General features: G+C 56.1%; 10 protein-coding genes and 1 pseudogene. 5 read left to right on the forward strand and 6 right to left on the reverse strand.

The genetic code is table 11. From position 1 onward, the window contains the following. Nucleotide 1: 1 nt before the first annotated feature. From TKWG_RS16500 to coq7, 4 genes are all read right to left on the reverse strand, one after another. Nucleotides 2-1,027, reverse strand: a complete 1,026-nt coding sequence (locus tag TKWG_RS16500) for an SDR family oxidoreductase (protein ID WP_014751928.1) — start codon at nucleotides 1,025-1,027, stop codon at nucleotides 2-4. Between the two features lie 92 nt (nucleotides 1,028-1,119). After that, nucleotides 1,120-2,394 carry a Vi polysaccharide biosynthesis UDP-N-acetylglucosamine C-6 dehydrogenase TviB gene (gene tviB, locus TKWG_RS16505; protein ID WP_014751929.1) on the reverse strand — a complete coding sequence of 425 codons (1,275 nt, stop codon included), beginning with the start codon at nucleotides 2,392-2,394 and terminating at the stop codon, nucleotides 1,120-1,122. Between the two features lie 140 nt (nucleotides 2,395-2,534). After that, on the reverse strand, nucleotides 2,535-3,608 hold the full coding sequence (locus TKWG_RS16510; RefSeq protein ID WP_041710401.1) for an MraY family glycosyltransferase: 1,074 nt from the start codon (nucleotides 3,606-3,608) through the stop codon (nucleotides 2,535-2,537). Nucleotides 3,609-4,641: 1,033 nt separating this feature from the next. Beyond that, nucleotides 4,642-5,319, reverse strand: coding sequence for a 2-polyprenyl-3-methyl-6-methoxy-1,4-benzoquinone monooxygenase (coq7, locus tag TKWG_RS16515; protein WP_014751932.1), 678 nt, complete (start codon nucleotides 5,317-5,319; stop codon nucleotides 4,642-4,644). A 142-nt stretch (nucleotides 5,320-5,461) separates the two neighbouring features. On the opposite strand from coq7, the gene TKWG_RS16520 reads away from it, so the two are divergent. The 3 genes and pseudogenes from TKWG_RS16520 to TKWG_RS16530 all read left to right on the forward strand — a co-directional run bounded on the left by TKWG_RS16520 (nucleotide 5,462) and on the right by TKWG_RS16530 (nucleotide 7,271). Then, nucleotides 5,462-5,884, forward strand: a complete 423-nt coding sequence (locus TKWG_RS16520; protein ID WP_014751933.1) for an OsmC family protein — start codon at nucleotides 5,462-5,464, stop codon at nucleotides 5,882-5,884. A gap of 2 nt (nucleotides 5,885-5,886) precedes the next feature. Next, nucleotides 5,887-6,683: pseudogene (locus TKWG_RS16525) on the forward strand (thymidylate synthase). A gap of 63 nt (nucleotides 6,684-6,746) precedes the next feature. Beyond that, nucleotides 6,747-7,271, forward strand: a complete 525-nt coding sequence (locus TKWG_RS16530) for a dihydrofolate reductase (RefSeq protein WP_050981643.1) — start codon at nucleotides 6,747-6,749, stop codon at nucleotides 7,269-7,271. A 179-nt stretch (nucleotides 7,272-7,450) separates the two neighbouring features. Here the strand turns inward: TKWG_RS16530 and TKWG_RS21840 are convergent, their stop codons facing one another. Next, nucleotides 7,451-7,765, reverse strand: a complete 315-nt coding sequence (locus TKWG_RS21840; RefSeq protein WP_407636935.1) for a hypothetical protein — start codon at nucleotides 7,763-7,765, stop codon at nucleotides 7,451-7,453. A 12-nt stretch (nucleotides 7,766-7,777) separates the two neighbouring features. Further along, nucleotides 7,778-9,889 (reverse strand): DUF3772 domain-containing protein, encoded by a 2,112-nt coding sequence (locus TKWG_RS16535; protein WP_050981645.1) that lies wholly within the window; start codon nucleotides 9,887-9,889, stop codon nucleotides 7,778-7,780. Between TKWG_RS16535 and TKWG_RS23325 the strand changes: the two genes are divergently transcribed. Beyond that, the gene (locus TKWG_RS23325; protein WP_014751937.1) at nucleotides 9,888-11,045 is read left to right on the forward strand and encodes a MurR/RpiR family transcriptional regulator; all 1,158 of its coding nucleotides are present in this window, start codon (nucleotides 9,888-9,890) and stop codon (nucleotides 11,043-11,045) included. The two genes, TKWG_RS16535 and TKWG_RS23325, sit on opposite strands and share 2 nt — an antisense overlap. A 63-nt stretch (nucleotides 11,046-11,108) precedes the next feature. Further along, a complete protein-coding gene (locus TKWG_RS16545; RefSeq protein ID WP_014751938.1) occupies nucleotides 11,109-12,308 on the forward strand; it encodes an ABC transporter ATP-binding protein in 1,200 nt (399 codons plus the stop codon). Nucleotides 12,309-12,349 lie beyond the last annotated feature (41 nt).

Consider the following 12,349-nt stretch of genomic DNA (forward strand, 5'->3'; position numbering starts at 1 on the left):
ATCAACGCAGGAACTGGGTGTACCACGGCATCGCCACTTCGATCCCTTCCAGGATATCGTGTGTAGGCTTGTACCCCAACTGTTCATGCGCCTTGGTGATGTCTGCCTGCGAATGCCGAACGTCGCCGCTGCGAAAATCGCGGTATACCGGCTGTTTATCGTACTTCACACCATTCTTGTCCAGCGTGCTGGCCAGATGGGCGAACAGCTCATTCAGGCTGGTGCGCGCGTTAACAGCCACGTTGAACACCTGGCTGCCCTCTTCCGGCATATTGGCTGCAGCCAGCAGGTTGGCCTGCACGGCATTTTCTACAAAGCAGAAATCGCGGCTGGTTTCACCATCGCCATTGATAAACACATCTTCACCCTTGATCATGGACGCTGTCCATTTTGGGATCACGGCCGCATAGGCGCCGTCAGGATTCTGGCGTTTGCCGAACACATTGAAATAACGCAGGCCCACCGAGCTGAACCCATAGGCACGTGCAAACACATTGGCATACAGTTCGTTCACGTACTTGGTGACGGCATACGGAGACAAGGGATTGCCGATCTTGTCTTCCACTTTGGGCAGATCCGGATGATCGCCGTAAGTAGAACTGGAGGCCGCATAAACAAACGACTTGATGCCGGCCTCGCGGGCGGCTACCAGCATATTCAGAAAGCCGCTGATATTGACTGCATTGGTAGTAATCGGGTCATCCAGGCTGCGCGGCACGGAACCCAACGCTGCCTGATGCAGCACATAATCTACGCCGGCAACCGCTTTCTTGCAGGCATCCAGGTCACGGATATCGCCTTCGATAAATTTGAAGTTGGCCCATTGCTGTGCGCTGACCGCTTGCTGCACTTCGTCCAGATTGTGCTGAAAGCCCGTGGAAAAATTATCCAGGCCCACTACTTTCTGATCCAGCAAAAGCAGGGTCTCCAGCAGATTGGAACCGATAAAGCCGGCGCAACCGGTAACCAGCCAGGTCCGTGGTTCGGCCTGAATGGCGTTTTTGAGATTGTCGAATGCCTGAGTCATAATATTCACCTGCTATTGGTTGAAGCTGCCAAAACACAGCCGCCATCGAATGCATATCGCTGGCGCCTGTTCGTACTTACCTGCCTTTCTGATTACAGTCGAATATCGGCCTGATCGGCCTTCAGTACGTATTTAAGGTCATAAAGTACATGCTGGGCCTTGCCCAGCGCCCGGATGCCTTCGGCACCCATGCTCACAAACTGATGATGCGATACGGCCAGGATAATGGCATCGTAGGCGCCCTTCTCCGGCGTCTTCACAGGTGTAATACCATATTCGTGATCGGCTTCTGCCGGGTCAACCCACGGATCATAAACGTCTACATCCATACTGTACTCGCCCAGCTCCTTCAGGATATCCACGATGCGCGTGTTACGCAGATCGGGGCAGTTTTCCTTGAAGGTCAGGCCCATGACCAGTACCTTGGCGCCCTGTACCTGGATCTGGCGTTTGGTCATGGCTTTGACCAGTTGCGATACCACATACGAACCCATAGAGTCGTTCAGGCGACGGCCGGCCAGGATGATTTCCGGATGATAGCCAATGGCCTGCGCCTTGTGGGTCAGATAGTAGGGGTCCACGCCAATGCAGTGGCCGCCGACCAGGCCCGGACGAAACGGCAGGAAATTCCATTTGGTGCCGGCCGCTTCCAGCACGGCTTCGGTATCAATACCCATTCTATTGAAAATAAGGGCCAGCTCATTGATCAGGGCGATGTTTACGTCGCGCTGGGTATTTTCAATGACCTTGGCGGCCTCGGCCACGCGAATGCTGGATGCCTTGTGGGTGCCTGCAGTAATAATCTCGGCGTACAGATCATTGACCAAGTCGGCAATTTCCGGCGTTGAGCCCGAGGTCACTTTCTTGATTGTTGATACGCGATGGTTCTTGTCGCCCGGGTTGATGCGCTCTGGGCTGTAGCCGGCAAAAAAGTCTTCGTTGAATTTTAAGCCGGAGAATTTTTCCAGGACGGGTACACAATCTTCTTCGGTTGCACCGGGGTATACCGTTGATTCATAAATGACGATATCGCCTTTTTTGAGCACCTTGCCAATGGTTTCGGACGCCTTGATCAGCGGCGTCAGGTCCGGCTGCTTGTAATCGTCTATCGGTGTTGGCACGGTTACGATATACACATTGCATTTGGCAAGCTCTGCCGGATCGGCACTATAGGCCAGTTTGTCGGCTTCGGCCAGCTCTTCGGAAGAGACTTCCAGCGTGTGGTCTACACCGCCCTGCAAGTCTTTGATGCGCTTCTGGTTGATATCAAAACCGAGCACACTGCGCTTTTTGCCGAATTCCACCGCCAGAGGCAGCCCGACATATCCAAGTCCGACAATTGCTAATTTTATATCGCCAAGTTGCACGTAGTTCTCCAGAAGACTATTCAAATAGATGTGATGGAACGTATTTCAAGCGTCAATTTTAACAAGTTCCGGATAACCACGGACGAAGATGCGACACGCATGTATTACCGGAATGAAACAAAGCAGACTGCCGGCGGTGGTCAGCGACGGCGCGACACCGAAGGCAGCAGTAGCCAGCGCGGGCAGCGCCAGGCCACCAGCCGTGAATAGAGCCAGATATACACGGATGCAAATACCAGCATACTGATACACAATGCGAGGGGATTGTCCCAGTAATAGGTCGCCGGGATCAGGCCGATCAGCGTCAGGACCCACAAATACGGGGATGTCAGCGCATTGCACATGACCGGCACCATACCCTGGCCCTTGCGATTGAACGTCACACGTACCAGGCGGCGAAAAATAAGCTGATGCAGATGCAGCGCATCGGGCTGGTCCACCGGCACACCGCGCTTGAAGCGGCGGCGCCAGATTGAAAACAGTGTTTCGAATACGGGATAAAACAGCACGGCCAGCGCATAGAAAGGAGAAACGGAAGGATTGCGCACCACCAGCAACACAGCCAGTTCGGCCAGCATGAAGCCGATGAAGTAGGCGCCACCGTCACCCAGGAACACCCGCCCGTAAGGAAAATTCCAGACGAAGAAACCGATAATGGACGAGGCCATAGCAAGGGCAATGGCAAAAATCGCCAGATCATCCACTTGATACGCGACCAGGGCGATTGAGGTGGCCATCAGCATGGCGACCATGCCGGCCAGGCCGTTCATGCCGTCCACGATATTGAGCGCATGAGTACAGCCGCCCACGGCGATCACGGTAAAGATCAGTGAAATCGGCCAGAAGCCCAGAATGTAATTGAAAACATCAATGCTGACGCGGCTGACCCCACCAAAAAACCACCAGGCAATGGCGGCAGACAGGAAAGCAGCCAGCAGGCGCTTGCCCGCGCCAATGTCCTTGGTAATGTCTTCCAGAATGCCCGCAACGAAAACCGGCATACTGGCCACAAACAAAGCCGGCCACAGCCAGTTAAGCGTCATGTTGTCGGGCCGGCCCAGCACCAGCAGCCCGGCCAGGGTACCGGCAAACACCGCCAGGCCGCCAATACGGGGCGTGGATTTTTTGTGGGATGCCTGAGGTTTGTTCAGATCATAGTCGCCGGTATAGCGGCCATGCCATCTTTCGGAAAAAACAATAAGCCCGCCGACCATAAAGGCGACAACGCTGATATAGAGATATTGCCAGGGAAATGTCAAAGTCGATCCAGAATGCAAAATACTTAACAAGCGACAATAGTAACGCGGAGCGACCGGGCGCTATCCGGTTTGAAACAAACGGCATAACATTTCATATTCGGCAATTTTAATAATTAATCTGCATTAAAAATGCCGTCCTTCACATTATGACAAATTTAGGCTGCTGGCGGGCCGGCTCTTTCAGCGCAAAATCAATACCGGGATGGGCGCCAACAGGCAGATCCATAGCCACACCCCGGCGGACATCAACAGCCGATCCAATGACCCGGGCACCCGGACATGCCACAGCCGACACGCCTTGCTGCCCTGCTCCCTGGCACGCAGACAAAAAAAAGCCCAAGACCTTGCGATCTTGGCTAAATCCACCAAAGGAGGAGGGTGGAGGAGACAACCTTGGCAAGACAAATAGGTAAGAAACTCAAGCAGCTGGCAGACAACAAAGAGATGATCAACATTTCTTACTGCGGGCAATGCTAGCTGTTACTGTGGCGCCAACGCTTATTCTTGAATGTGGCGAACTGCAGAACTGCTGTCACTGCTTACTGCGAATTTCCGAAAAACCATTTCGTCATCCGTTAAAGAGATAGTACTGCTTTTTTTTGTGCGATGCAAGAAAATTATCAATCAAGCGTTTGAATTTGCACCCAATTTACTTCAATCTGTTTCAAAACAGACACACCGCACCCGTATGTCCATAGGTAATTACACTGGTGTAGGGGTATGTCTGGATATTTTACGCCCCTGACACATGAAAAACACAGGAAGGTCAGCCGTCTCGTGGGGTTTTCACAACAATCGACCGTACATTCACCGTAAATAAGAGGGGAAACCCCAAGACCACCCCTGCCCTGCCAGAACGGCAAAAAGCAGGTAACAAGACCGTTCAGGGCGCACGTGCGAGGCCACTCGCAATCCGGGCGGGATCCGCCCGGGGTGCGTTGCACTGCGAGAGGCAGGGCTTTAGCGCAGCACTTTCAGTGTGCGCAATTCAAACGCGATAGGCCAGCGTTGTCATGACTTTGGACATGGCTGTCATGATGCCGCGCACCGGCACGGGCAATGGCGTGCCGCCGTGCTGTTCCGCTGTTTCACGATGGTGGACTTCGTCTTCCTTCATCTGCTGGACAATGGCGCGCGAGCGGCTATCCTGCGCAGGCAGATCGCTCAGATGACGCTCCAGATGCGCCTCCACCTGGCGTTCGGTCTCGGCCATGAAGCCCAGGTTACGTTCGCGGCCAGCAGCACTGGCCAGCACCCCCAGTCCGAAAGAACCCGCATACCAAAGCGGATTGAGCAGGCTGGTATGGCTGTTGAGCTCGCGAATACGATCGCGGCACCAGGACAGGTGATCCACCTCTTCCTGCGCAGCCGTCTCGAAGACCTTGCGCACCGACGTTTCCTTGCACATGAGCGCCTGCCCGCGATACAGTGCCTGGGCACATACTTCTCCGACATGATTGACACGCATCAGCCCGGCCGCATGCCTGGCCTGGGCCTGGCTCAGATCCGGTTCGCCGGCGGCCATTTGCGGGCCTGCAGGATTGGGACGCGAAGCACGCGAGGCGCCCGAGAGCACTTCAAGCGCAGTCCCGATTTCTGCCAGCACCCGGTCGGCAAGCGAATAACGACGGTCAAATTCTTGTACAACAATAGCTTTTTCGGTCATAAGTCAGCCTGTGTTGGAAAGGACAGGAAAAGAACGATGCAGGCGCCCCTGGCGGTCGATTTGTTACCCCGGTGATGTCTGCCCGATCGTCTATTGTAGCAATGGGTTATGATTTGATTTTGATTTAATGCAGGAAAAGATCATGGAATGCAATATCGAATGGAATGGCCCCGAAGGCATGCTGTTCGTTGCCACGACCGGCAGCGGACACACCGTTGCCATGGATGGTGCGCCTGAAGGCGGCGGCAATAATCTGGCGCCCCGCCCCATGGAAATGATGCTGGTGAGCGCCGGTGGCTGCTCGGCCTACGACATCGTACTTATTCTCAAACGCGGCCGGCACCAGGTAACACGCTGCCAGGTCACGGTACAGGGCGAGCGGGCCGAGACCGATCCCAAGATTTTCACCAAAATCCATTTCGTTTTCACCGTCACCGGCAAGAACCTGCCTGAAAAAGCGGTGGAACGGGCCGTCAGCCTGTCTCACGAAAAATACTGTTCTGCCGTTGCCATGCTGGAAAAGTCGGCAACCATTACCCACGCTTATGTGATCGCCGAGGCATAAAGATGAACCAGCAGTATGAAGATTTCATGCGCCATGTAATGGAACATGGCGTAGCCAAAACAGACCGCACCGGCACCGGCACCCGCTCGGTATTCGGTCATCAGATGCGCTTTAATCTGGCTGAGGGCTTTCCCCTGGTCACTACCAAGAAGCTGCACACCAAAAGCATTTTCATCGAGCTGCTATGGTTTTTGCGCGGCGACTCGAACGTGCGCTGGCTGCAGGAACGCGGCGTCACCATCTGGGATGAATGGGCCGATGCCAGGGCAACCTGGGGCCGGTATACGGCGTGCAATGGCGCTCCTGGCCCAAGCCGGATGGCGGCCATATCGACCAGATCACCCAGGTCATTGAACAAATCAAATCCAATCCGGATTCTCGCCGGCTGATCGTCTCGGCCTGGAACGTGGCCGACATCGGGCAAATGAAACTGCCGCCCTGCCACGCATTTTTCCAGTTCTACGTAGCCGATGGCAAACTATCCTGCCAGTTATACCAGCGCAGCGCCGATATTTTCCTGGGCGTGCCGTTCAATATCGCCAGCTATGCCCTGCTGACGCACATGGTCGCCCAGCAATGCAATCTGGAACCCGGTGACTTTATCTGGACCGGCGGAGACTGCCATTTGTACAGCAATCATATCGAACAGGCACAATTGCAATTATCACGTACGCCATATCCCTTTCCACGGCTGATCATTCATCGCAAACCCGATTCCATTTTCGACTATGAATATGAAGATTTCGAGATTGCCGATTACCAGTTTCATCCGCATATCAAGGCGCCAGTCGCAGTCTGAGCCTGCCCGTTCAGACGCAGTCTGCGAATGCTGCACGCCTGCGCACCCTATACAGGAACCGACATGCCTACACTGATTATTCTTGTTGCCTATGCCATCGAAAACCGGGCCATCGGCGTGAACAACACCCTGCCCTGGCATCTGCCGGGCGACCTGAAACGCTTCAAAACCCTGACCATGGGCAAGCCCATCATCATGGGTCGAAAGACCTGGGAGTCTATCGGCCGCCCCCTGCCAGGCAGGCGCAATATCGTTATTACGCGCCGGCAGGATTTAAGCATCGAAGGCGCCGATGTGGTGAACTCGCTGGACGCAGCCATCGCGCTGGCGTTCGAGCAAGGCGATACCGCGTTCGTTATTGGCGGCGAGCAGATTTACGCCCAGGCCATTGAAAAATCCCAGCAGGTAATGGCAACTGAAATTCACCAATTTGTCGATGGCGACGCCTTTTTCCCCGACCTGGACGAAAAACTGTGGCGCGAAACCTCACGCGATACCCAGCCGGAAGAAAACGGCATGAACTACGATTACGTTGTTTATGAACGGATTCCGAAAGATCTGCAACAGAACAAGGTCAGCATTCCTTGATATTGCTTTGAAATAAGAGCCCGCCAGATAAACTGCACCCCAAAAGTTGGACATCAATTCAACCTTTGGGGTGTTTTTCTGCGTACCGCGCCAGGCACATTGCTTATATGTTGGCGCAGCAGCTTGCGATGACCAGGACGGGCAAGGCGTGCATGCCGCAAAGGCATTCAACTACGAACCTAATCCGGCCCGCCCTCAAAATGCGTTTTACTTTGCGGGGCCGCCGCCACTTCCTTGAGCATCATGGTGGCCGGCGCCGCCAGCGCGATATCGGCCTCATGCAGCTGCTGCAGTATGTCAAACAGCAAAGCGCTGCGCACGCGCGCCACCATGCGCGGCGAGTTGACATAGCCGGTGGCAATGAACACCAGCCCGGTCGCATCAATGCTGTCCAGCAGGATATCCGGCCGCGGTTCATCCAGTATGTCTTCATTGGCCGTATATGCCGCCAGAATGATGTCGCGCACGCGCGCCGGCTCGGTACCCAGCGGCAGTCGTCAGCTTGATCAGCACTCGACCAATGGGCTGGCATGGGTAACATTGCGCACCACTTTGGTAATCAATTCCGAATTTGGCACAATCATGGTTGAACGATCCCACAACTGGATTTCCGTGGCCCGCACATTAATACGCCGGATATCGCCCTCTGCCCCATTGAGCGAGACCCAGTCACCAACCCTGACCGGCCGTTCAGCCAGCAAAATCAGGCCCGAGACAAAGTTCTGCACAATTGCCTGCAAGCCAAAACCAATACCCACCGATAGCGCACTGGCAATCCACGCCACCCGTTCCAGCCCAATACCCAGTGCCGACAGCGTCATGGCGCCGGCCAGCACATAACCCGCATAACCGAACAGGGCGCCGGCCGAGGCCCGCATGCCGGCATCCATGCGGGTGGTGGGCAAGTACTGGTCTGTCAGCCAGTTCTGCAAGATCTTGACCAGCACAAACCCCAGCACCAGCACGGCCAGCGCGACCAGAATGGCAGTAGGACGAATATTTACCTCGCCCAGCGAGATGCCGGAATACAGGAACGAGAAATTGCGCAGCCATTCTGTCGGGCCGCCGCCAAACGGCGCCAGCAAAAGCGCCAGCGCGAGCAATACGACCAGCAGCCGGCCGATGCCCGAAGCCAGAACCAACAACTGGCTGCGTATGGCGGGATAGGCGCCCTCATCTTCCTGACCGTTCTTCCGCTTGACGGCGATCAGCATCACGGTGCATACATCATCAATGAATACCGCCAGCAGATAAGCCGACAGCAGTACCAGTAAAATCCAGACCAGTTGCTGCACAATGACGGTGCCCAGGGCGACAAAACCCAGCAGCAGCGCGATCTGGCTGACAATCAGCGCCAGACCGGCCAGGCTGATGATCGCATTGAGCCAGCCGGGAATGGTCATCTGGTTGCTGCGCTGTACGGCATCGGTCTCTGTCGCATAGCGCTTGCGCGAGCGCACCATGGTCACGCCCATGGCAATGCTGGTAGTCAGCGAAATAATGCAGTTAAATGCCACGGTCAGCGCCAGGCTGGCATACACCGTCGCAAATACGCCCTGGATAAACCAGCCCAGGCTGATGATGGTGGCCAGCACCAGCGGAAACCAGCGCAGGTTCAGGGCGACATCGTCACGCATGGGAATCAGCCGCCACGAGGCATGATGTGCGGCCAGCAAGGCTTTACCCAGTCCTGCCACAAAACCGCCGAACCAGGACACGACCACCATGTGCGTCAGGATTTCGGTCATCGTGGTCGTAGGGCTCTGGTTCCAGCTTAAGCCGGTTCTAATCGTTTCGGCCACCAGTCCATAGGCCACAGCAGACATCAGCACCACGGCCAGCGCATACAAAGACCGGCGCAGGCGGCCCGGTGCGACAAAACGGGTCATGGCCTTGAGCAGCAACCCTTCGGCGGCCAGGCGCACGGCAATGATCAACGCGATAATAATGGCAACGCCAATCCATAAGACAGGCGTTACTGCTTCCAGCAGTGCGGTCAGCTCATTGGCCAGCGGCTGGGTGCGGATTGAATCGCGCGACCACTCACGTGTCAGATCAGCCCAGAATGTGCCCGATACGATAGAGGCCGTGCGCTCGCCCAGTTGCGCCTGAAAGCGCACCCGCCGCTCTTTGCTCAGTTGTTCTGCAGCCTGCTCAGCCTCCACCCCGATCAGGCGTGCCAGTTTGATCTGCGAGTCCAGCTTGCCACGTTCCTTGCCCAGTTCTGCGCGTTGCTCGCTGATATTGGCCGCTTCGGGCGCGGCACCGTCCGTAGGACCCAACTCGGCCAGGCGCTCCTGTACATCCTTCAATTTGGGCACCAGCGCTGCCGCCACATCACCTACGGCAGACTGCGTCTTCAGGGCTTGCTCACGCATGCCCGACAGCGCTGCATCATTTAACGGAGCATCGGCAATTTTCTCCAACTGCTTTTTGATGGGCTCGATCTGCTCCTGCGCCTGCTTGAGCACTTGCGCCACATCGGGTGGCGCTTCCTTGTCCTGCGCCCATACCGGGCTGGCGCAGCAACACGCCAGCACCAGCGCCAGCAAAGCCAGCACCCAATTGAACCGGGGCAAAGCGGCGCCCGTGGCACGCAAACGCGACTGAAAAATCATGAAAATGAATATGGCCGTTAAAAACGCCCATATTAACGCCGATTGCGTATGCAAGACACAGGAAAAGCGCAGAATCCTGTTTGAATTCATTACCGAGCAAGCCGTGCAGGCCCGGCCATCTGCTGTACGCCGGCCGGGCCTGCGCCCCGCTCAGCCCGATGAATGGCTTGCGCTATACTTGCACATTCACATCACATTGGCCGTGTATGATCTGGGTCTGTGGCATTGGCGCATTGGCCGTATTTCGGCCCGGCGCACTTGTGCACACTACGATTCCGTCCACTGCCACGAGGCCCCTGCCAGCCAGGTTATCCGTTTTATGATCATGCTTAACGAACAAAAAGCCCCGCTGGTCCATTTGGCCAACGCCATTGGTACGATGAGTGAAGTTTCTTCACGCGTCGGCCAATATGTCCTGGCCAATCCGGAAAAAGTGGTTCACCAGACGGTAGCAGAGCTGGCCGAATACACCCACAGCGGCCAGGCCAGCGTGTTGCGGCTGTGCCGTCAACTCGGCTTCAAGGGCTTCAGCGACTTCAAACTGGCGCTCATGGCCGAACTCTCAGCCAATGAGCATAGCGCCGCGACGGACAGCGACAGCGAGGCCGACCGCTATAGCGCCCTGCTCAGACGGCTGACACTCAGTATGCAGAAAACCGCGTACGCCCTGCATGCCGAGCAGTTATTGGCTATTGCCGTGCATATGGTCAAGGCACGCCGCATCTCGGTGTTCGGCTCCGGGATATCCGGGCTTGTCAGTCAATTGGTGTCCTACCGGCTCATGAGGCTGGGCTTGCCCGCCCAGGCTTTTCAGGATCCGGTCCTGGCCCATGAAGTGATGACCGATGTAGACAAGCATTGCGTGGCGCTGGGCATTTCCGAAAGCGGCGTCACCCTTGACACCGTGGAGTTTCTCAAACGCGCCCGCTCGGCTGGTGCAAAAACGATTGCCATCACCGGGCGCGTCAACAGCCCGGTTGCCCAGGCTGCAGACCTGGTATTACTGGCTGTGCCGATTGAGCCACTCACCATTGGTGGAGATATTTCACCTGCAATCAGCAAGATTTATCTGGTGGAATTGCTTGCCATGGCGATTGCCGATCTGTCTCACGCAGGCGCCAAAGCAATGTTCGGAGTAAAACTCCATGATCAATAAATAATATTGAAATAAATAACCAATAGAATGACGCCTGTTTGAAACAGACAGGTAATAGTCATCATGGCCGCTTCAGTCAGACTTGAAAAAGTCGAAAAGTATTACGGTACGAAACGCACGCTTGCCCAGGTATCGCTCGATATTGCCGCCGGTGAATTTCTGACGCTGGTCGGCCCCTCCGGCTGCGGAAAATCCACCCTGCTGCGCATTATCGCGGGCCTGACTACGCACGAGCATTGGCGCGTCTATATTGGCGATCGCGATGTCACGCAATTCCCGGCGCGCGATCGGCCGGTTTCGATGGTCTTTCAGAGCTATGCCCTGTATCCGCATATGACCGTTGCGCAGAACATCGCCACACCGTTGAGAATGAAGCGTTTGCCGGCGCCGGCCAGATGGCCGCTGCTGGGTCGCTTCTGGCCTGGTAGCCGTAAGCTGCGCCAGCAGATTGACCATGAAGTGGCGGCGGTGGCCGCCCAGGTGCAGCTTGAAAATCTGCTGGACTCCAGGCCGTCGCAGCTATCGGGCGGCCAACGCCAGCGTGTGGCTGTGGCCAGGGCCATGGTGAAACAGCCCGACGTATTTCTCATGGACGAGCCATTATCCAACCTGGATGCGCGGTTGCGTGTCCATATGCGCTCGGAAATCGCCGCCCTGCACCAGCGCACCGGCGCGACGTTCATTTACGTGACGCATGACCAGGTAGAGGCCATGACATTGTCAAGCCGGGTCGCTGTCGTCATGGATGGCAGTATCGTGCAGATCGGCACGCCCAGGGATCTGTACGAAGACCCGCAAGACATTCGTGTCGCCCGCTTTATCGGCAGCCCGGAAATGAACCTGCTGGCAATCACATCTGACATGCGGCACGGCGCTAGCGTGGCAGGCGAACCCATTGCCCTGCCCATGCCGGCCACCGATGCCGTGGTTCATATGGGCTTTCGCCCCGAGAGCGTGAATATTGCCGATCTATCAAGCCGACCTATGCCAAATGCAATCCGTCTTTCCGCGACGTTCGAACGCATGGAAGTGCTCGGTCATGACGCCCTGATTTTCTGTCGGCATCAGCACTCGAACGAACCACTGGTGGCAAGAGCGCCGGTTGCCGATGTGGACCGGCTGCGCACCCGCGGCAACTGGTCCGACAAGCTGACCCTGCAGGTCAACCTGGCCCAGACGTTCTGGTTCAATGCGCAAGGCAGCAGAATCGCACCCGCGTACACCAGTTGCGAGGTACTGCCCATTCACAAGCGTGTGTCCTGAATATGAGCAGTTGCCACGCCCTGCCCGCGCAACAGGCAGAA

Origin of the sequence: Advenella kashmirensis WT001 (assembly GCF_000219915.2) — a bacterium.
In the GTDB taxonomy this organism is placed as follows: Bacteria; Pseudomonadota; Gammaproteobacteria; order Burkholderiales; family Burkholderiaceae_B; genus Advenella; species Advenella kashmirensis.